General features: G+C 56.9%; 16 protein-coding genes and 2 pseudogenes. 7 read left to right on the forward strand and 11 right to left on the reverse strand.

The features are described from left to right. Positions 1-22 precede the first annotated feature (22 nt). The gene (locus BF99_RS0112595; RefSeq protein ID WP_025771146.1) at positions 23-784 is read left to right on the forward strand and encodes a hypothetical protein; all 762 of its coding nucleotides are present in this window, start codon (positions 23-25) and stop codon (positions 782-784) included. A gap of 71 nt (positions 785-855) precedes the next feature. Here the strand turns inward: BF99_RS0112595 and BF99_RS0112600 are convergent, their stop codons facing one another. Together BF99_RS0112600 and BF99_RS0112615 are read right to left on the reverse strand one after the other, a co-directional pair. Next, entirely contained in the window at positions 856-1,500 is a 645-nt protein-coding gene (locus BF99_RS0112600) for a type IV toxin-antitoxin system AbiEi family antitoxin domain-containing protein (protein WP_231471392.1), read from the reverse strand. Positions 1,501-2,099: 599 nt separating this feature from the next. Continuing rightward, a complete protein-coding gene (locus BF99_RS0112615; RefSeq protein ID WP_051482906.1) occupies positions 2,100-2,744 on the reverse strand; it encodes a type IV toxin-antitoxin system AbiEi family antitoxin domain-containing protein in 645 nt (214 codons plus the stop codon). Positions 2,745-3,754: 1,010 nt separating this feature from the next. Between BF99_RS0112615 and BF99_RS0112625 the strand changes: the two genes are divergently transcribed. Beyond that, positions 3,755-4,510, forward strand: coding sequence for a type IV toxin-antitoxin system AbiEi family antitoxin (locus BF99_RS0112625; RefSeq protein WP_081759259.1), 756 nt, complete (start codon positions 3,755-3,757; stop codon positions 4,508-4,510). 160 nt (positions 4,511-4,670) lie between these two features. Here the strand turns inward: BF99_RS0112625 and BF99_RS23000 are convergent, their stop codons facing one another. From BF99_RS23000 to BF99_RS24015, 9 genes and pseudogenes are all read right to left on the reverse strand, one after another. Beyond that, a complete protein-coding gene (locus tag BF99_RS23000) occupies positions 4,671-4,838 on the reverse strand; it encodes a hypothetical protein (RefSeq protein ID WP_156013302.1) in 168 nt (55 codons plus the stop codon). Between the two features lie 66 nt (positions 4,839-4,904). Continuing rightward, complete coding sequence (locus tag BF99_RS0112635; RefSeq protein WP_197019134.1) at positions 4,905-5,564, reverse strand: ATP-binding protein; 660 nt, start codon at positions 5,562-5,564, stop codon at positions 4,905-4,907. A 76-nt stretch (positions 5,565-5,640) separates the two neighbouring features. Then, positions 5,641-6,411 carry a hypothetical protein gene (locus BF99_RS0112640; RefSeq protein ID WP_156013303.1) on the reverse strand — a complete coding sequence of 257 codons (771 nt, stop codon included), beginning with the start codon at positions 6,409-6,411 and terminating at the stop codon, positions 5,641-5,643. Positions 6,412-6,474: 63 nt separating this feature from the next. After that, positions 6,475-7,971 carry a type I restriction-modification system subunit M gene (locus tag BF99_RS0112645; RefSeq protein ID WP_025771156.1) on the reverse strand — a complete coding sequence of 499 codons (1,497 nt, stop codon included), beginning with the start codon at positions 7,969-7,971 and terminating at the stop codon, positions 6,475-6,477. Positions 7,972-8,522: 551 nt separating this feature from the next. After that, complete coding sequence (locus BF99_RS0112655; RefSeq protein ID WP_025771157.1) at positions 8,523-9,845, reverse strand: aspartate aminotransferase family protein; 1,323 nt, start codon at positions 9,843-9,845, stop codon at positions 8,523-8,525. A gap of 15 nt (positions 9,846-9,860) precedes the next feature. Next, entirely contained in the window at positions 9,861-12,284 is a 2,424-nt protein-coding gene (locus BF99_RS0112660; RefSeq protein WP_025771159.1) for a GcvT family protein, read from the reverse strand. After that, positions 12,281-13,825 carry a glycine cleavage T C-terminal barrel domain-containing protein gene (locus BF99_RS0112665; RefSeq protein WP_025771160.1) on the reverse strand — a complete coding sequence of 515 codons (1,545 nt, stop codon included), beginning with the start codon at positions 13,823-13,825 and terminating at the stop codon, positions 12,281-12,283. The genes BF99_RS0112660 and BF99_RS0112665 overlap by 4 nt, the downstream gene beginning before the upstream one ends. A 61-nt stretch (positions 13,826-13,886) precedes the next feature. Further along, a pseudogene (locus BF99_RS24010) lies at positions 13,887-14,546 on the reverse strand (NAD(P)/FAD-dependent oxidoreductase); the annotation flags it as partial. A 26-nt stretch (positions 14,547-14,572) separates the two neighbouring features. Further along, positions 14,573-14,695 (reverse strand): annotated as a pseudogene (locus BF99_RS24015) (FAD-dependent oxidoreductase); the annotation flags it as partial. A gap of 431 nt (positions 14,696-15,126) precedes the next feature. Between BF99_RS24015 and BF99_RS0112685 the strand changes: the two are divergent. From BF99_RS0112685 to BF99_RS0112720, 5 genes are all read left to right on the forward strand, one after another. Further along, a complete protein-coding gene (locus BF99_RS0112685; RefSeq protein WP_025771163.1) occupies positions 15,127-16,344 on the forward strand; it encodes an ankyrin repeat domain-containing protein in 1,218 nt (405 codons plus the stop codon). A 196-nt stretch (positions 16,345-16,540) separates the two neighbouring features. Further along, the gene (locus BF99_RS0112695; RefSeq protein WP_025771164.1) at positions 16,541-16,792 is read left to right on the forward strand and encodes a hypothetical protein; all 252 of its coding nucleotides are present in this window, start codon (positions 16,541-16,543) and stop codon (positions 16,790-16,792) included. Positions 16,793-17,007: 215 nt separating this feature from the next. After that, on the forward strand, positions 17,008-17,274 hold the full coding sequence (locus BF99_RS0112700) for a hypothetical protein (RefSeq protein WP_025771166.1): 267 nt from the start codon (positions 17,008-17,010) through the stop codon (positions 17,272-17,274). A gap of 463 nt (positions 17,275-17,737) precedes the next feature. Then, positions 17,738-19,267: an AMP-binding protein gene (locus tag BF99_RS0112710; RefSeq protein WP_025771169.1), complete on the forward strand. Its 1,530-nt coding sequence runs from the start codon at positions 17,738-17,740 to the stop codon at positions 19,265-19,267. Positions 19,268-19,569: 302 nt separating this feature from the next. Continuing rightward, a complete protein-coding gene (locus BF99_RS0112720) occupies positions 19,570-19,953 on the forward strand; it encodes a hypothetical protein (protein WP_025771172.1) in 384 nt (127 codons plus the stop codon). Positions 19,954-20,167: the final 214 nt, after the last annotated feature.

Here is a 20,167-nt window from a genome sequence, read left to right on the forward strand (position 1 = left end):
CTCGCTGACAAGGGAGCACGCCATGAAGTCAATCTTGAAGGTTTTCACGTCGATCACCTTGGTGTTGCTGATCGGGTGCATAGGCTCAACCACCCCGGTTTCAGTCCATGCCGAGTGGATAACCGAAAGCCATTCGGACGATCCGCCCTATTTCTACATCGAGAACTACCGGGGCGATGCCCTCGCTTTCGGGTGCTTCGACCCCGGCGAGCCCGGCGACGGCGTGCGATTCTTCGTCGAGCTCTATTCCGATTCACTGGCATGGGTGTCGGAACCGGTCAATGTCGAGCATCCATCCTCTTCACTCGGATTCTCTCGATGGCATCCGAACGATGAGAACGATCCGAACGGTCTCGTCTTACTGTTCCAAAACGACGATCACCTCCTATCGGCCGTCGAGGTGATCGGTGATTGGCTCTCACTCGAAGTCGAAGGCACCAGCTATCTGTTTCACACCCGCGGCATCGAACAACAATCGCTCGATCTCTTGGTAAGATGTCGTCTCTTCGAGTCCCAGTTTGTCGATGATCCCTACCGAACGCCAGAGGCATCGAACGAGAGCGCCCCCAATCAATCGGAGTATGGCGATACCCCGTTACACGCGGCAATCCGTGACGGCGACGATGCCCGAGCACGCTCGCTCATCGCGACAATGACACGTGCAGATCTTTGTACGAAAAACGCGCTTGAACAAACCCCTTATGACTTGGCCACCATCTTTGACCTGACCAACATCCAACTCATCTTGATGCAGCTCGAAGCGGCCTATCAGTGCCGACGATAGGCGGGAGATGATCAAGAAACCATCCGACATCGGGCTATCATGATGTGATATCACCGACATTCTCGATTCTCTTAGTCATCGGAAAGGTACGTCTCGATATAAGGTCGGATGACCGTCCATATCCCGTACTTCGTCGCTTGGCAAGCGACTTCCGCCAAGCTCGTTTTACGCTGCCCCAGAGCATCCCGGAGTCCCTCGACCGCGATGTCCGGCCCTATCTTGTTGCGATAGCGGAAACAATCCACGATCGTTCTGGACAACCCGAAGACTCTGACGGACACCTCCTCGATCACATGCGTTTCGATATCCTCGCGCCGACGGTTTTCCGTAAAGCGCACAATGCGAAGGCCCTCGCTATCGCGCGGAGCCCAATCATCACTCCCGATCGCCATCCAAGCCCACCGAGGCAACTGAGTCGTAACCCCGTGGAACGCCAGTGCCGAAACAAGGCACACAATCCCCTTGGGCACCCGCTTGGCGGCCTCCGCGAGACCATGGTGGTACTCCCAACCGGCATCCGACAGCTGATAGATACCCCGAGCGAGACGAAGAACCTCCTCGTCCCGCTCCATCCGACTCACCGTCGCCGCCGTCACTCCGGCTTTGCGAAGCTCGACCAAGCGCATGATCCCTCGCTTTTCCAACAAATTACGAGCAAGATCACGCTGAGATCCGGATCTTTCCGCTGATAGACTCACTTCCGACATGCTGGACATGATGCCCCCTTTCGCATTGATCCATCCGTTCGACAACCATCAAGCATTGATACAGAACCTATAATAGCAGAGATTGCATATAAAGCATTTATATCATCTCACCGAGATCTACAAGCGTCACAAACCCCCGGCACCCGAAAATTCGAGTGCCGATCGAGAGTCGAAGATGATCGATTGATCGAAAGTCTATCATCCCATCTCACCGGCATGGTCCCGAAGCGCACAGCACTGAAACAAACCCTAAAGACTCGTCTAACCCTTCGACTCTTCAATCGCGCGATTTGAACGGGAGAGGATCGAGCGGCGACATCGAAAAGCGAGCCCGCTCGAGTCGCTCCGCCCCTTAGGGGCCATGCCCTTGCCGCTCGGTGCAACGAATCCCGGCATATCCAAGTCACCGGTGGCACAAAAGTGCCCCGAGAACCAAATCGTCATCGACATTGTGGCTTCAAGAACGAAAAGATGGAGGTAAAGACTCGCAAAGCCGATAAAGCAAGCGTTCAAGGACATCGGTTCGAATTCCCGCCCTCTTTCTCCGACAAGATCCTTTCAACCGGCGGCCCCGCGTCCGAGCCGAGGCACCGATGCTCTTGATTTTCCTAACCATCGGAGAGCAGCGCATAGATATAAGGCTGGACGACCCCCCACACCCTATGCTTCTTCGCTTGGCAAGCGATTTTCGCCGGGCTGGCTTTGCGCCGTCTGAAAGTCCACCGAAGCCCTTCGATCGCAATGCCCAGCCCTATCTTGTTGCGATATCGGAAACAATCCACAACCGTCCTGGACACCTCGAAAACCCTGACGGGCACCCCTTCGATCACATGCGTTTCAACATCATCATGCAGCCGGTTATCCGTAAACCGCACGATACGAAGGCCCGTGCTATCGCGCGGAGCCCCATCCTTGTTCCCGATCGCCATCCAAGTCCACTCATGCTGTTGAATCGTAATTTCATGAAACGCCAATGCCGAGACAAGACACACGACCCCCTTGGGCACCCGCTTGGCAGCCTGCGCATAGTCATACTTGGAGTCCCGCTCCACACCCGACAGCCGATAGATGCCCCGAGAAAGACGAAAAACTTCCCCGCCCCGCTCCATACGCCTCATCGTCGCCGCGCTCACCCCGGCCTCGCGCAGCTCGGCGAGACGCAAGATCCCTCTCTCTTCCAGCAAATTACGAGCGAGATCACGCTGAGATCCGGATCTTGCCGCCGACTCCTTCGCCTCCGAAATACTGGACATGATGCCCCCTTCACATTGTTCCATCCGTTTTCAGTGTACCGATCGCTGATACAAAACCTATAAAAACAGACATTATATACCACGTTTTTATATCACCCCTACGAAGCATGCGAACATTACGAACTCGGACATCCGAAGAATCGAGTGGATGGAGAACCATGAGCGGGCCGGCTTTGCCCGATACCCTTCGCCCCACCTCGTCGGCAGGACTCCGAGGCACAGACCGCCGAAGCAAGGTCGGCAACTCGCCCCTTCTGCCCGGCACATCGGGATGCGCGAGGTTCGACAGGAGAGCACCGGTCGGCATCGAAATCCGATGCTGGACCACTCGCCCCTCGCCGTCTTGACGATTGCTTCCGCCTCGGCGAATATCGATCAAAAGCATGATGTCCATTTTTCCAATGAATTACTATCAAAATCACGAGAAATAGAGACATTTTCACCGAAAAAGCCGATTTTGACGCATCGGCGTTTGATACAAAACCTATAATAATAGACATCACATACCAATAATTCATATCATGCCTACGAAACAAGGAATGTTCATCCCCCGACAGGCAAAGAGTCGCACAACACCGAGAACCAAAGATGACCGTCTTGCCCGAAGCCCATCGTCCCACATCCCCAAGCCGAGCCTCAACGCGCAGGCAACCGGAGCGAGGCCAGCGATTCACTCCCCCACTCTCACGGGAGTTCGAATACGCAACTCCGGCAGGTAAAAGTCGAGCGATATCGAAAATTCGCGGCCTACCTACCTGCCCCAGCCCATCAATCCACCTCGTCAGATTGATACCCGGTGGCATAATCTCCCCAAATCTCGGCCTAGATGCGCGATGACTCAACCAACCCCACCGCAGAGAAAGAGCACTCTCGCGGCCTAGCGATAAGTTCACATCAATTCCAAATAGTCGCATCACAGACGACTATTTGACATTTTCATAAACTTTACGTTAGCATCACAGTATCGCCTAGTTCACATTTGCGCACCATTGTCGCTCTTGGATAGTCGAATGGTCTCGAAAATAAACCGCTTGCTGCAAAAGTGGCCGTCCGGCAAGATCGCCACGCTGCGCTGGATGAACAGCCTCGACATCGACCGCAGACTCGCAGACAAATACGTCCGATCAGGCTGGTTGGAGCGCCTAGGCCATGGTGCCTACAAGCGAGCCGGTACGAAGGCCGACTGGCCCGATGCCATCCAAGCCCTTCAACTACAGCTCGCCCTCCCCGTCCACCCCGGAGGAATCACCGCCATCGAGCTAAGAGGCTACGCCCACTATGTTCCCTTGGGCGCTCGAAGAATCACCCTATTCGGGCAGCCGGGCACAAAATTACCGACTTGGCTCAAAACCCACCCTTGGTCAAGACCGATAATGCTCATCAACACCGGCGTCTTTGCAAATACCGAGAACACCACATCCACCCTCGAAGTCAACGGAGTCGACCTCGAGGTCGCAACATTCGAACAAGCAATTTTCGAGATGATGCACCTCGTCCCGAAGCAACAATCCTACGAAGAGGCTGTGCAAGTGATGGAATCACTAGCCACCTTGCGTCCCCAAGTCGTTCAGCCCATGCTCGAGCGCTGCACATCAATCAAAGCCAAGCGACTATTCATACGTACCGCCGAGCGCTTCAATCACTGGTGGCTAAAACGCCTCGACCTATCGAAAATCAACATCGGATCAGGCCGCCGCACCATCCACCCCGGAGGAACTCTCGACAAAAAATACGACTTGGTCATCTCCGATCCGGTAGAGATGTAACCCCGCCAATGGCAGTACGATCATTATCGAGTTCAAGTCGATATCCTAATTCGCTGCCGGTTTACAATCGCCAACATGCCCTCATTAGCGCTCGATAGGAGAATCCTCCTATCTTCTCCGTTCAAGAATCATTCCAAACCCCATCGAAAAACGCCTCATGCTAACAGCCGACATCGGCTGCCGTCACATTGAAACTCCGGGCGACCAGATCCATGGGCTCGCCTTGAATCACCCGCACGATGGCCTTGATCTTGCGCGCCACCGTCATTTTCAGTTTCCGAGGAGCACCCGCCTTTTGGGGCTGTTGCCCTCTTCTACGATTTGCCATGAGACATCTCCGTTATCTCCTATGATCAGATGTTGGACCAAGTCTCGATCATTGTCTCAAATAACCCTAGGGCGGGGGAATGCTCACCAACCGTTGATTACGCGAGCGATGGCGGTCGATTGAGCGATCCAAAGGGACGAGGGGCTCGCCGGGGCTGGATATCTCGATTCGGTCGGCATAGATCTCGATCGTGACTCTCATGCCGGTCAGGGTGAAGTCTTGATGGATCAGTGCATTGGCCACCATTTCGCGAACCGGGATATCCGGCACCAACTCGATTTTCCTGCGCAGTGCGTTCTCGATGACCTCTCTTTGAGGAATTTGGTGCATAACGAGATGCATCAGCCTTTCGAACCCGACGGCATACCCTTCGCTCTGGATTCGATCCAACTTGGCAGTGATCTCGGAATTCCCCGAATACACAACGACTCGAGGGGCTTTGGCACCTATCTCGAATGGAAAGTCCTCGAATCGCTTGGCGAGCAGCAATGCACCGATTCGGCGAATCGAATAGCCATCTTTCGCCCGATCGATCAAACTTTCCCTCTCCAATCGCTCGATGACACCTTCACGATCGGGGGGATAAGGCATGCCCAGCAATTCGAAAAAGGTCTGCGTATCGAGAAGCCGAACCACATCCTGCGCAGATAAAGATCCTTTACAAGGCTCATCCAGCCAATGTGGGTTGCCTTCGTCAAATGTCTTCCTGTGTTGATCTTGACTCATAAGAATAAATTCCTCACCCCTGCGCATCAAAAATCTAGTGGATTGTTGTCCTGCCAAAATCGATGATGATTTCTTCTTACTTACAACGGTCGAGTAGAAATTTGAGATGGTCGTATGAGCCATTGAGAGGGACGGAGATATATCCGTTTGACTCCGATTCGATATCCGGGACAATGTTCATGGTTGCATAAGCCTTTCCTTTGTATTCCTCGGCCTCGCTCAGGATAGCCTCCACGAGCGTAAGGAAATCATTATAGTAGTTCACGGCAGTCCACGGTTCATCATTCACTGTAATCGGGTCTCCTTTGCTATGGAAGTAGATGTTAAGACCCTCATTACCATCCTGACTGAACCACCTACCCTTGAGGGATACAGAATTCTCAAGGCCGACCCGGATCCACGCTATAGTCTCGTCAAATTCCACTCCCTCGGCACGAGAAACCATCGGATCGTGTATAAAATCATTGGTCCAAATAACCACGATGTAAGCGAAGTTCGATTGTCTATTCTTCCCGGCGAAACAAGTGATATTGATATGAGGATCGAGTGGTCCATATATACCTTCGGGCTCTGCACAAATCCTCACCCTTGGATAGAAGGCGTCCGATTCTTCTTTCGCTCCTGATAAAACCTCGGATCCCCATCCTGTAACCTGCTCTCCACAGGGAACCGGATCCAAGGCATCCTCAATGGCATCCCTCATGAGACCACCGATAAAAGCCTCGGCATGAGAGATAAAGACCATCGCAAGCAGAAGGTTGGTGGCGACCACCATACCGATATGAAGCGCTCCATCGGCGAGCCGATTCACCGCGCGATGTAATATCCGGATCTTCATAATGCTCATCAAGAACATCCGATGATAAAACGATTCAAGGATAGTCCTTGTCGATTTTTCCGGGGGCGGTGATCACCTCAACCACCCTCCTTCGTTCAATACAGTGCGCAGGTGGTCCTCTGCGGCACGGGCTTTGGCGAGGGCGTCTTTGAAGGCGGCGACGGCTTCGGGAAGCGGCGGGATATCTTCGCCGATGGGTGGCAAGACGTAGCGGGAGATGCTGAGCGTCCAGCCTTCATCCTTGATCTCGTCAAGGGAGACGACCTTGGCACAGGCATCGGCATCTTTGAATTTTTTATATAGATTGACGATCCGCTCGACATGTTCGGGATCGAGAAAATTCTGGGCTCGGCCCTTTCGGAAGAATCGTTGGGCATCGATGACAATCACCTTGTTCTTGCGGGCAGCCGTTTTTTTGCGCCGCAAGACAACGATACAGCCAGCCAAGCCGGTGCCGTAGAAGAGATTCGGCGCAAGGCCGATCACCGCCTCGATCAGGTCTTCTTCGAGCAGAGCCTCGCGGATTTTGCCTTCGGCACCTTTGCGAAAGAGCGCACCTTGCGGGAGGACGACGGCCATGCGGCCGCTCGATGTTTCGCTCATCGACGCGAGTTTATGCTGCACGAAGGCGTAGTCGCCATAAGCATCCGGAGGGAGACCATAGCGCGTCCGGCCGTATGGGTCGTTCTCCCAGATATCGCGTCCCCAGTCTTTGAGCGAGAACGGAGGATTGGCGATCACGCAATCGAATCTCGCCAATGCGCCCGATGTGTCAGTGAAGGCCGGGGCACGAAGGGTATCTTCGCGCTCGATCTTGAAATCCTCGATACCGTGGAGAAAGAGATTCATCCGGGCCACCGCCGAGGTCGTGAGGTTTTTCTCCTGACCGTAAATCTTGCCGAAAAAAGTGCGCGGGTCTCCGCCCTTTCGCTTCACGTGTTCGATGGCACCGAGCAGCATGCCACCAGTGCCACAGGTGGGGTCGTAGATCGACTCGCCTTCCTTCGGGTCGAGGATCTCGACCATCATCCGCACCACACTGCGAGGGGTGTAGAACTCTCCGGCCTTTTTGCGACGGCTGACATCGGCGAATTGACCGACAAGATACTCATAAGCATCGCCGAGGATGTCGGTGTCGACAGATCTGTTGCCGAGTGAAATCGACGAGAAACCTTCGATCAAGTCTTTGATCAGCGAGTCGGTGAATTTCTCTTTATTGCCCCAGTCTGCATAGCCGAAGACTCTGGAGAGGGTTTTGGAATTGGCGCGCTCGATCTCTTGCAGAGCGCGTTGGAGAGCCACGCCGACATTTTGTGGCGTGGACCGAATGTCTCGCCAGTGGCAGCCATCGGGGAGGTGGAAGCGGTGGACTTCGGGGAATTGCGAGGGATCGGCATCGCCGTAGGTCGTGACCGACTCGGCTCTCTCCTCGTCCCAAACGTCGCTGATCCGTTTGAAAAAGAGCAAGGGGAGGATGTAGCCCTTCCAGTCGGTACGGTCGACGGCGGAGCCGCGTAGGATATTCGCGGCCTCCCAGAGGCTTTCTTTCAGTCGGCCGTTCGTATTCACTCGATATCCTCTTGCTTGCGGCACGCCATCTTTCGTGCTCTTTTCCGAGGCTGTCGATTTCGCATTGAAGGGTGCGATCGGAACTGGCATCCGAAACCGGATTCTGATGCGATCCCCGCTCTTTTCGACCATCAAAGGGGATCTTTTGCCTCCTTGCTTGGCTCGTTTGCGTGGTGTGTGCCAAGCAGGGATGCCCGTGAAATGGTACCCCACCTTTCGGGCTGCGGGCATGGTACGCTCGAGTTGGGCTTTTCGGCTATGGATGATGCCACTTTCAAGATCGCTTCTCGGCGGGGATTCTTATTTAAGCGTTAGCCGCCCGAAATGATATCGATTGTTGTAAGTCATTGTTTTTCATCGTAATTCTTATTTAAGCGTCACCTACAATTCGCGATGTTGATGCGCTTGCGTGTCGCCGGCTATCGTCTGTGGGCTTGGTTGGGGCGTGCCCCCTTGCGTCCTTTCGGGTTTTTTGCTCCGAATCGAGCGGATCGCTTTGCTTGTGCGCATCGAGAGCGGGGATGTCGGCGTTGATTGCAGGTCGGCAAAGGCTAGTTCAGGGCGGTGGACGCCGCTGATTGGAGCTTGTCGCAGAGCTCTTCTATTTGGGTGTCGGTCATGGTGAAAGGTGGGGCGATGAGGGCGTGGTCGCCTTGGTGGCCGTCGATGGTGCCTCCCATCGGGTAGCAGATCAGTTCGTTTTCGAAGGCGGCGGCTTTGAAGCGCTTGTGGCGGGCTTGGTCGGGTGGGAACGGGGTCTTGGTCTTGCGGTCGGCGACGAATTCCAAGCCGATGAAGAGGCCTCGGCCTCGGATATCGCCGATATGAGGGTGGTCGTCAAAGCGCTCGTGCAGTGCCGTCATCAATCTGCCGCCCAGATCTTTGACTCGGCCGATCAGTTGTTCGTCCAAGATCGTCTTCACCACGGCATGGGCGGCGGCGCAGGCGGTGGGATGGCCTTGATAGGTGTGGCCGTGTTGGAAAAAGCCGCTTCCGGACTCGATGGTCTTGTAGATATGCGAAGTGCATAGCATCGCTCCGATCGGCTGGTATCCGGCGCCGAGTCCTTTGGCGATGGCTAGGATATCGGGGCGCACTCGCTCGGCTTCGCAGGCGAAGAGATGGCCGGTTCGACCCATGCCGCACATCACTTCGTCGAGGATGAGGAGAACGCCGTGGCGGTCGCAGATTTCGCGGATGCGGGTGAAATAACCGGCCACTGCGGTTACTGCCCCCAAGGTTGCGCCGACGACCGGCTCGGCGATGAAGGCCATCACGCTGTCCGGCCCCAATCGCAAGATCTCGGACTCCAGTTCATCGGCGACTCGCCGGCCGTAATCGGCTTCGCTTTCTTCCGCTTGTCTATCGCGATAGGCATAGCAAGGGGCGATGTGGGTGGTCGGGATCAAGAGCGGGGCGAAGGCCTGCCGTCGCCATTCATTGCCGCCCGCCGCCAATGCGCCCAAGGTGTTGCCATGGTAGCTCTGCCTGCGGGCGATGACATGGCGGCGCTGGGGCATGCCGCATTCGACGAAATACTGGCGGGCGAGTTTGAGGGCGGCTTCGATGGCTTCGGATCCGCCGGATACGAAATAGACGTGCTCGATGCCGTCGGGGGCATGGTCCGCCAAGAGGGTGGCGAGGGCTTCGGCGGGCTCGGAGCTGAAGAATCCGGTATGGGCGAATGCCAGTTTATGGAGCTGGGCGGTGATCGCATCGATGATCGCCGGATGGCCGTGTCCGAGGCAGGAAACCGCCGCGCCGCCGGATCCGTCGAAGTATCGCTTGCCGGTGGAGTCGACGATATAGCACCCCTCGCCGGCAACGGCGACGGGGTAATCGGCTTTCATATTGCGGGGAAAGACATGGGACATGGATCGGGCCTGTTTTCATCGAAGGGGGCGCATTCGCTTGCCTTGCGGATCGAAAAGCGCAGCGGTCGATAGGGTGCAGGCGAACGGCACTCCGGCGATATCCACTTGCACGCTCGCACCGGCGGTGATCGATGCGGTGATCGTATCGCTATCGACCAGCGCCAATGCCACCGGGCGCCCTATCCGGTAGCCGAAGGCCGCGGAGGTGGTCTTGCCGATGTGCCGGCCGCCGGCAAGGACCGGTTCATTGCCCAGCGGGACGGCTTCGGTATCTGCAAAAGCGAGGGATACGATCCGCTTCGCCGGGGCGCCTTTTTCGGCAAGGGCCGACTTGCCGATGAAGGGTTTGTCCTTGGCCAAAGCGAACTCCAACCCGGCCATCGCCGGGGTCATGTCGGTATCGAGATCGTGGCCGTATGCCAAGAATCCCTTCTCGATTCGCATCGATGTTTGGGCAAGGGACCCGACCGGCACCGCGCCTTCGGCCTCCAAAGAAGCGAAAAGCGCCTTGGCATCGCTCGCCTTGCAGGTCAGTTCCCATCCGGCCTCGCCGACATAAGACAGCCTGGCCGCCTGCACCTCGACCGATCCGATCATGCCCTTGGCATGCGCGAAATAGCCGATGTCGTTCAGCCATCTCGCTCCGAGCGCTTGCGCAAGGGCCGGGGTTTTCGGTCCGCAAAGACCGAGCACCGCCAGATCGTCCGTGACGTCGGTGATCTCGACTTTCGCATCGGATGGGCAATGATTGCGTATCCAAGCAAGGTCTCGCTTTATCGCCTGGCTGCCCACCATCAGGCGAAAGCGGGTCGCTGCAAGGCGAAAGACGGTCAGATCGCTTTCGATTCCACCCTTTTCGTTGAGCATCAATGTGTAGCAGGCGCGATTCGATGGGCGGTCGATCCGATTCGTGCAGATGGTCTCAAGGCAGGCGAGCGCATCCGGGCCGCTGATCTCGATCTTCCCGAAACTGGAGATCTCGCTGATGCCGACGCCTTCGTGCGCCGCCGCCACTTCCGCTCCCACCTGTTCGAACCAGTCGGGGCGGGAAAAGCGCAGCGCGGGCTCTTGCGTTTTCGCGAAATACAAGGGCCGCTCGTAGCCGAATACCTGAGCGAAATGGGCGCCCTTTTCCTTCCAAACCGCATGCAGCGGCAGGGTTTTGAGATCGCGCGCGCTTTGCCACTGCCGCCCCGGGTAGGCGATTTCGTAGTGCTTGCCGAGCACCTCCGGCACCCGCGCGATCAGTGCTTGGGCGCTGTTCACCGATGCATCGAAGCGTTTGGGGTCCGCCTCGTGCAGATCCATCGGCGGGGCGCCGTGAACGATGGTGTGCGCCAGCGCCATGCCCGCTCCGCCGCCGGTGGCGACCCCCACCGAGTTCATTCCGCAGCCCAGGAAGAGGCCGCGGGTTTCGGCCGCCTCGCCGAGGAGGAAACCGCCGTCGGGGGTGAAACTCTCCGGGCCGTTCAAAAGCATCTTCGCTTCGACCTCGGCAAGACACGGAAGCCGGTGGAGGGCGTTTTGCATCATCGGCTCGAAATGATCCCAGTCCTCGTCGAGGAGTCCGAAGGAGAAATCGGGGCCGAGTCGATCCGGATCGATCGGCTTGCCCATCGGCTCGAAGCAACCGACCAGCAAGCCGCCGGAATCGTCGCGGATATAAAGATGGCCGTCGTGATCGGATAGGGTCGGCAAATTGCCCTCGGTGCCGGGCACCGCCTTGGTCAGGAGGTAGAAATGCTCGCAGGGCCAGACCGGTACCTCGACATTGGCCATCGCCGCCACGCTCCGGCTCCAAAGGCCGGTGCACAGCGCCACCGCATCGGTCCGGATCGGGCCGCGATCGGTTTCGACACCGCGGATCCGACCGGATTCGGTGTGGATGCCGATGACGCCGGTATCCTCGAAGATTCGCGCACCGCCGGCACGCGCGCCTTTGACGAGCGCGGCGCATAGATCGGAGGGACCCACCCGACCGTCATCCGGCGACCAGACCGCACCCACGATGTCGCTTGCGTTCATCAGCGGCCAGCGCTCGGCCGCCTCCTCGGTCGAGATGGTATCGGCCCGAACGCCGAAGAGCCCGGCGAGGGCCGCTTGGCGGCGGATGTGGATCATCCGATCGGCGTTGGTGGCGATCGACAACGACCCTTTGCCGATCCAACCGACCTGCTGACCGGTTTCCTCCTCCAAGCGGGAGTAGAGATCGATCGAATAGCGCACCAAGTCGGTGAGGTTGCGGGTGGAGCGCAGCGCCCGCACTTGGGCCGCCGAATGCCAAGTGGTGCCGGAGGTCAGTTTGTTGCGCTCGAGCAAAACCGCATCGGATACGCCGCTCTTTGCAAGGTGGTAGGCGGTGGAGCAGCCCATGACCCCGCCGCCGATGACGACGACGGAAGCATGGGAAGGTAAGGTTCGTTCGACTTCGGCGCTCATCCTTTCAGTCTCTCGTTTTTAGGGTCGTAGACCGGATCGGAGACGACCACCGCCTTGTGGTTCTGCAAGAGGATCTGCACTTTGAGAACGGTACCGATCTGCGCCGATTCTGCGCGGTCGATCCAAGCGATCGCAAGCATCCGGCCGCTGCGCCAACCCATCCCGCCCGAGGTGATCCGGCCGACCATCGCTCCCTTCGCCATCACCGGCTCCGTCCCCCAGCATGGCGGGGCGGCGGGATCGATATCCAGGGTCACGAGGCGTTCGGGGCGAGGCGCCAAGCGTTCTCGATCCACGGCGGCGCGGCCGATATAGTCCTTGGTTTTCGAGCAAAAGCGTAAAAGACCCGCAACTTGCGGGCTCGTCTCGGTGGTCAGCTCCGCACCCCAGCTACGATATCCCTTCTCCAGCCTGAGCATGCCCATCGCCCGCGATCCGAAAAGGGCAAGCCCGTGCTTTTCACCTTCGTCCATCAGGGCATCGAACAAGGCTTTTTGTTCGGATATCGGGCAATACAGCTCCCAGCCGAGTTCGCCCGAATAAGAGATGCGAAGCGCCCTGCAAGACACGCCGCCGATGCGAACGGTGCGCGAGGTCATGAAGGGGAAGTTATCGAACGCCCCATCGGAAAGTCGGTTGAGAAGATCGCGGGAACAAGGGCCTGCGATGCCGAGCACCGATACCTGATCGGTGATATCTTCGATCTTGACATCGAAGCCGGTGGCATGAGTGTCCATCCAACGACGATATCGAGCCACGGCAAGGGTCGGGCCGACGCAATGGAAACGACCATCGCCGCTGTTTTCTATCGTGATATCCCCCAATATGCCACCCCGCTCGTTCAAAAGCAGCGACAACGCCACCTTGCCCGGCTCCCCCGGTACCCTCGCCGAGCCGATGTGATCGAGAAAGGCCTTGGCGTGCGCCCCCGTGATATGAAACTTGCCGTAACCGGACATCTGCGACAAGCCGCATCGGTCGGCCAGGGCCTTGGCCTCGTTGCCCACATGCTCCCACCAGTTGGGACGCTGAAAATCGGGCTTATCTTCGGGCGAAACTCCGGTCGGTGCATACCATAACGGGCGCTCATGGCCGGCGATCTGCCCCATCACCGCGCCATGGGCCAGCAGGTCTTGGTGGATCGGGGTGGTCTTCAAATCTCTTCCGGTCTTGCGCTCGATCCCCGGGTAGATCAGCTCGTAGCGGATCGGCAGGATCTCGCGGGTGCGCTCGCGGGCGAATTCGGGGGTGGCCCAATCCCCGAAACGAGCCACGTCGATGAAGTGCAGATCCAGCTCCGGCTCTCCCTCCAATATCCACTGGCTCATCGCCAAGCCGATCCCGCCGCCTTGGGCGATGCCGCCCAAAAAGCCGCAAGCGACGAAGAAGCCGGGGATGCCGGGCACCGGTCCGATCATCGGGCGTCCGTCGGGGGAAAAACTGATCGCACCGTTGACCCCGCGTTTGATGCCGGTGGTCGCCAGTGCCGGTACGCGGTGGAAGATCGCGCTTAGGCCATCGCTCAGGCGATCGAAAATCATCTTCGAACAACTCCTGCCCGAAAGACCATGGCGCGCGAGAATCGCCCCAAGCCACCCGACAGTCCCGCTCCCACGGGCCGAGCAAGAGCCCTTGCCCCTCCTGACGCAGGTAGTATTGGCTATCGCAGTCGCGAATCATCGGCAACTCGTCATCCAGATCTGCGATCGCCGGCATCGTCTCCGTCACCAGATATTGATGCTCCATATTGGTGATGGGTAAGGTCGCTCCCACCATCTCGGCAACCTCGCCGGACCAAAAACCTGCGCAGTTGACGAGGATCTCGCATTCGAACGTCTCTTCGCCGGCATAAAGGCGCCAATGGCCCGATGACAGGCGGTCGATGCGCTCGACCTGCACATTGCGGCGGATGCGGGCGCCGTATCGACGCGCCCCGGCCGCCAAGCCCATGGTCACGGAATGCGGATCGACATAGCCTTCATCGGGATCCCATGCTCCGCCTTCGAGATCGTCGACATTCAAAAGGGGATGTTTGGCCTTGATCTCTTGGGCAGAAACCAGTTCGTATTCCAGCCCCAAGGCACGGAATTTGCCGGCCAAGTGCTTGAACTCCTCCATCCGCTCCTTCGTCCGGGCCAAAAAGAAACCGCCGACGACATGGCTATCGACCTCCTGCCCCACCTCCTCGACCAGCCCCTCGTAAAGACGAAGCGAATAGGCCTGTAAGGCCGATAGATTGGCGTAGGCGCTTTGCGTATGCACATTGCCCGCAGCATGCCAAGTCGCCCCCGCCCCCAGTCGCGCCGCTCCAATAACAGGGCATCGCGTTCCCCCGCCTTGGCCAAGTGATAGGCGATGGACACCCCGACGATTCCACCGCCGATGACGACGATGCGTGCATGGGTCGTCACGTCGCTCTCCTTTGCGCTCTTGCAGGGTCAACCTTGATCCATGCCCTCATACCCCTTTCCCTCGGCTTCGTTATCCGCGATCATGAAATCGAGCGGTATGAGGGCTCGCAGCCGGCCGCATCCGAGCGGATTCGAATCGGCCGGCGATAACCGCTTGGGCGGCATCATAATATCGATCTTTCTGTTTCCAATCATCGAGGGGAGATTAAAAATCACGCGGTGGGGTCCGCCCGGGGATTTTGTCCGATCCCCCCTTTAAGAGCGCTCACGCCGGTGTCGGCGTGCCCATCGAGGTCGATTGATGGTCGATCCTCGAAAAGCGTGGATGGGGATGGAAGAAAAAAACCCTGCGAGAGCGGGAGGGCAAGCGAGGGCTATCGAACCCGGCAGGCCGAAACCCGCTTCGGATCTTTGAACGAGAAACGAAAACCATGAAACCAGCGATCATTGCATCCATCTTTATATTCACGATCGGCACCGCCGCCGAGGCGACGCCTTTGCACTATGCGGCGGAGAAAAACAATGCTTATGCCGTTCAAAGGCTGATCGACGCCGGAGCGGATATCGAAAGTATCGACAAAAATGGCGGCACTCCCTTGCATGTTGCGGCTTGGTATGATTCCGTTGCCGCCGCCCGCATGCTGATTCATGCCGGAGCGAACCTCGAGATCAAAGAAAAAGAGGGCGACACACCCTTGCATGAGGCAGCGTATTGGAACTCGGTCGGTGTCGCCAATGTGCTGATCTCAGCCGGTGCGGATATCGAAGCCAAGACGGATATCACGGCGGTCAACGATGGCGGCACAGCTTTGCACGGAGCGGCTCATTGGAACTCGGTCGATGTCGTCCGTTTGCTGATCGCGATGGGTGCCGATATCGAGGCACAAGATAACAATGGCCACACGCCTTTACACTATGCAGCGTCGAAAAAAGATGCTGCCATCGCCGCCCGCATACTCATCGAAGCCGGGGCGAATATCGAAGCGAAAGACGAACACGGCGATACGCCCTTGCATAATTCGGCATACTGGAATTCCGTTACCGTTACTCGTTTACTGCTCAATGCCGGTGCCGATGTCAAGGCAATAACCGAAAACGATAGTACGCCCCTGCACGGCGCGGCTTGGTACGACTCGGTCGACTCCGCTCGAGCGCTGATCGACGCCGGTGCCGATATCGATGCGATCGACAAAAACAACGGTACACCCTTGCATATCGCGGCTCGATACAATTTCGCCGAGACTACCCGTATGCTGCTCGATGCCGGGGCTGATATCGAAGCGAAAAACAAAAAGGACGATGAAACGCCTTTGCATGTCGCGGCTCGATATAACTCCGGCACCGTTGCCCGCATGCTGATCGAAGGCAAAGCCGAGGTCGAGGCGAAAAACGAAGATGGCAACACGCCCTTGCATATCGCAGCGAAAGAAAACGCCCCGCTCGTCGCCCGCTTGCTGATCGAATCCGGGGTCGATATCGAAGAGAAGAATGACCGAGATCTTACGCCTTGGGAGGTCGCCGCCAACGAAAACGCCACCGCCGTCTTCCGCGTGCTGACCGAAGCCAAGGGCAAATGCATCGGCAAGCGATGCTTGGGGAATTTTCCCTCCAAGCCCACCGATGAATCCCCCAAGGAGCGGGCGCTTTGATGATCCGAAATCGGGTATGGCGCTATATGCAGGAAAGCGATGAGTAGTATTGAATGTTGGCCAATCAAAAAAACTCTCTCGATGCGATATTGCGGATGATAGTCGGTTGTTTCATCGAGAGAATCGGCGTAAGATATCCCCTCTTCGACATCTGATTTGTAGTATCGACCAGACACCTACCCCTCGGAGGTAAATCATGGCAACCAAGAGATATAAGCATCCCGACACCGAGCATATCGAAGAGTACGACCTTGCTTGGCTTTGGACACTCCTCTTCGGGGTTTTTTACTTTGCCGTCAAAGGTATTTGGACCCACGCCATAGTGGGGCTGGCTCTCGCTTTTATAACCTTCGGCTTATCATGGTTCATCTATCCGTTCTTTGCCGATAAGATCGTGGATAATCACCTACGCAAGCAAGGATACAGGCCGCTTCCGAGCGAATCTTAAGGAGAGCGAATCGGATCGGGATTGTCTCCCGGTGCGTTCCTATTCGTCACTCCTGATTGGCAGCCATCGCACCCGCCGTGGCGCACCGGGGTTATCGGGGCACTCCATACAAGGTCGAGCGGCGATTTGGATTTCATCCATTTCGTCGCTTTTGAACTGGCAAGGATGCGCTTGATTTCGATGGCCGCCGGCGAGATTCATTAGGAGAGTCAGCGATGAACAACGAGAAGAACGGGATTGACATGGAGACGGAGCAGGCTCGTCAACGCTTCATCGTCGCCGTCGAACAGGCCATTGAACGGACCGTCGAGCAGGCCGTCACCAAAGCCTTCAAGCAAATCGTCAACCCCAGATTCGACGAGATGGATCATAAGATGGACAAGCTCCGTACCGATATGCGAATCGCCATCAGCGAAAGTGATGCCGATCGATTGAGGGGACCCATTACGATATCGGGCTCAGAACCCGAACATCGGCTTTAGAAGCGCGATCACGGTCGGGGGCTTGATATCATCGAGTAGGTAGGACTCATCGACGAATCGATCACTCTTCCAGGATATGTAAGAAGACGTGTCGGTACTGATGCGAGATATCGAGTGTATTGCCGAACGGATATAAAAAATGCACCCTACCACTTAGCGGGAGCGTCGATGGCGGGGATGGGGATGGGGAGATCGATCAGGAGAGCCTTTGTCGTTGGGGCTACGGCCTGATAACCCCAACCGGAATACTTGGCGCAGACGATTTAGGCGCAAATGAAATAACGATATTGAGAAAGGACGAGATCGCGTTATCGATGTTGGACGGACAAGGCCGCTTTTCGTGGAACTTCTCGCGCAAACTTCGGATTGGGAGGGGTAAAGTATCCCGATCCGAGTCGGGGATCGCTGGCCCCTTGGACCTCGGTTCGGGTTCGGTTCATGATCGGTGAAGGGTGAGCGATCGATGGCTTTGAGAATTACATTGGGTGATCTTCTTCACCGATGTGCCGATCGATTCGGGGATCGTCCGTTTTTGACCATCGCCGAAACCGGGAAGACATTGGCTTATGGCGAGTTCGAATCGATCGTCAATCGCTTGGCTCACGGGATTGAAGATCGATTCGGCGAGGCGCTGTCTTATGTCGCCATCTTCATGGAAAACGGAGCCGAGTATCTCGCCACTTCTTATGCCCTGAAAAAGATCGATGCGATCGAGGTTTCGATCAATCATGCCATGCGGGGGGCGCCCTTGGCGCGGATGATCGACCAAACCGAGGCGAGGTTGCTGTTTACTTCCGGCAAGCACCTCGATGCTTTGGATCGGATTCGGGATTCGATATCGCATGTTCGGACGTTGGTGTTGATCGATGCCGAAGACGAGGCTCGCCGGCTATTTCCCGATCTCGAGGTGGTTCGCTTCGAGGATATCCTGTCGGATCGCACCGATCATCTGATCTCGTCCGCCAAGGATACCGACACCGCCACGATTCTTTTCACATCCGGCACCACCGGGGTTTCCAAAGGGTGTTTGCTATCGCATCGCTATGCGGTGCGCACCGCGGAAAATATCATCGATCCCTTCAAAGTAACCGTCGATGATTGCGTTTATTCACCCTATCCGCTTTCTCATATCGGCCCTGCTTATTACGATATTTTGCCGACGATGATGACGGGGGGACGGGTTGTTTTGCGTCAACGCTTCAGCGTCTCCAATTTTTGGCCCGAGGTCAAGAAGTACGAGGTGACATGGTTCATGATGCTCGGCTCGGTTCAACAGTTGCTATGGGCCAATCCGCCTTGCCCCGAGGAGAGGGAGCATCGCGTGACTCGCTGTTGGAGCACGCCCGCTCCGGTTCCGAAAAAGGATTTCGATGCCCGCTTCGGGGTGCATCTCATCCCCGGCGGCGGCTATGGCTCGACCGACGCCGGCTGGGTGGTCGTGCCGCAGTGGGATCATCCTGGCGGGGTGGTATTGCCCCATTTCGAGGTGGCCATTCACGATGATGCGGGCGATCCGGTCCCCTTGGGCGAACCGGGACAGATGGTCGTGCGCCCCTTGGAGCCGGGGGTGATGTCCGATGGTTATTTCTCGATGCCCGATCGCACTTTGGCCAGTCGTAAGGATCTTTGGTTCCATACCGGGGATATCGCCCGCTTGGATGAGAACAATCTCTTTTATTTCATGCACCGAATGAGCGAACGCATTCGGGTCAAAGGGGAGATGGTTTCGGCTTATGAGGTCGAGGAAGGAGCGCTTGCACATGTTGCTGTGCAAGATTGCGCCGCCATCGGTGTTCAAAGCGAATGGGGCGAGGAGGCCATCAAGCTATTCGTGGTCAAAAAACCGGGCTTCGAGGTCAGCGCCGATGAATTGAAAAAGCACTGCGCCGACCGGATGGCCCGGTTCATGGTGCCCGAACATATCGTCTTCCTCGATGAATTGCCTCGCACCTCGACCGGAAAACCCGAAAAAGGCAAGCTGGCCGCCCTGTGAAAAAAAAGGGGGGGGGATGGGAGATCGACGATGGTCGCTTGCCGCCGACCGTCTTCGGCGGGGGACTTGCGAGCGCTTTCGGTCTCGAACCATCGAATATCCGAAAAAAGAGAAAACAGCAGGGCGAATCGTCTCCGATGTGCATTCGGATTTGCCTTCATAAAAAAAATCTCCTTGATGAGAACAAAATGGGATCGGCAAGGTCAAAGAGAGAGTAGTATTCTTCCAAGCGCTTTCCTTTTTCCGAGGAGGATGCGCTTGATTTCGATGACCGCAGGCAAGATTCATTAGGAGATTCAGCGATGAACAACGAGAAGAACGGGGTGAACGGGGTGAACATGGAGACGGAGCAGGCTCGCCAACTCTTCACCGTCGCCGTCGAACAGGCCGTTGAACGGACCGTTAAGCAAGCCGTCACCGAAGCCGTCGAGGAGGCCGTCAATCCCAGATTCGACGAGCAGGACCTCAAAATGGAGGAGCAGAGCCGTAAGATGGAGGAGCAGAGCTGTAAGATGGAAGAGCAGAATCATAGGATGGACAAGCTCCGTGCCGATATGCGAGTCGCCATCAGCGAAAGCAACACCGCTCGACTGAAGGGAACCATCGCGATAGCGGGGCTTATCACCGGATTTGGAAGTGCGATCGCGATCGGGGTTTCCTCCATCATGGTCTCGCTCCTCAAATGAGCGATTCCCTCACGAGAAGAACATCCGGAGAAAAACGGCGATGAACATGGGAAGGGAGGATGAAGCTCGTCAACTCTTCATCGGCGCCATCGAACAAGCCTTGGCCAAAACCATCGAACAGGCCGTGGCCAAAGCCTTCGAACAGGCTATCAGTCATAGGTTCGACGAGCAAAGCCTTAGGATGGATGAGTTGAACCGCAAGATGGAGGGGCTG

This window comes from Thioalkalivibrio sp. HK1 (genome assembly GCA_000583135.1).
In the GTDB taxonomy this organism is placed as follows: domain Bacteria; phylum Pseudomonadota; class Gammaproteobacteria; order HK1; family HK1; genus HK1.

Bases quoted from the DNA above. Each gene is read 5' to 3' on its own strand.
- BF99_RS0112595 (WP_025771146.1), top strand. From the start codon at position 23: ATGAAGTCAATCTTGAAGGTTTTCACGTCGATCACCTTGGTGTTGCTG.
- BF99_RS0112600 (WP_231471392.1), bottom strand. From the start codon at position 1,500: ATGTCCAGCATGTCGGAAGTGAGTCTATCAGCGGAAAGATCCGGATCT.
- BF99_RS0112615 (WP_051482906.1), bottom strand. From the start codon at position 2,744: ATGTCCAGTATTTCGGAGGCGAAGGAGTCGGCGGCAAGATCCGGATCT.
- BF99_RS0112625 (WP_081759259.1), top strand. From the start codon at position 3,755: ATGGTCTCGAAAATAAACCGCTTGCTGCAAAAGTGGCCGTCCGGCAAG.
- BF99_RS23000 (WP_156013302.1), bottom strand. From the start codon at position 4,838: ATGGCAAATCGTAGAAGAGGGCAACAGCCCCAAAAGGCGGGTGCTCCT.
- BF99_RS0112635 (WP_197019134.1), bottom strand. From the start codon at position 5,564: ATGAGTCAAGATCAACACAGGAAGACATTTGACGAAGGCAACCCACAT.
- BF99_RS0112640 (WP_156013303.1), bottom strand. From the start codon at position 6,411: ATGAGCATTATGAAGATCCGGATATTACATCGCGCGGTGAATCGGCTC.
- BF99_RS0112655 (WP_025771157.1), bottom strand. From the start codon at position 9,845: ATGTCCCATGTCTTTCCCCGCAATATGAAAGCCGATTACCCCGTCGCC.
- BF99_RS0112660 (WP_025771159.1), bottom strand. From the start codon at position 12,284: ATGAGCGCCGAAGTCGAACGAACCTTACCTTCCCATGCTTCCGTCGTC.
- BF99_RS0112665 (WP_025771160.1), bottom strand. From the start codon at position 13,825: ATGATTTTCGATCGCCTGAGCGATGGCCTAAGCGCGATCTTCCACCGC.
- BF99_RS0112685 (WP_025771163.1), top strand. From the start codon at position 15,127: ATGAAACCAGCGATCATTGCATCCATCTTTATATTCACGATCGGCACC.
- BF99_RS0112695 (WP_025771164.1), top strand. From the start codon at position 16,541: ATGGCAACCAAGAGATATAAGCATCCCGACACCGAGCATATCGAAGAG.
- BF99_RS0112700 (WP_025771166.1), top strand. From the start codon at position 17,008: ATGAACAACGAGAAGAACGGGATTGACATGGAGACGGAGCAGGCTCGT.
- BF99_RS0112710 (WP_025771169.1), top strand. From the start codon at position 17,738: ATGGCTTTGAGAATTACATTGGGTGATCTTCTTCACCGATGTGCCGAT.
- BF99_RS0112720 (WP_025771172.1), top strand. From the start codon at position 19,570: ATGAACAACGAGAAGAACGGGGTGAACGGGGTGAACATGGAGACGGAG.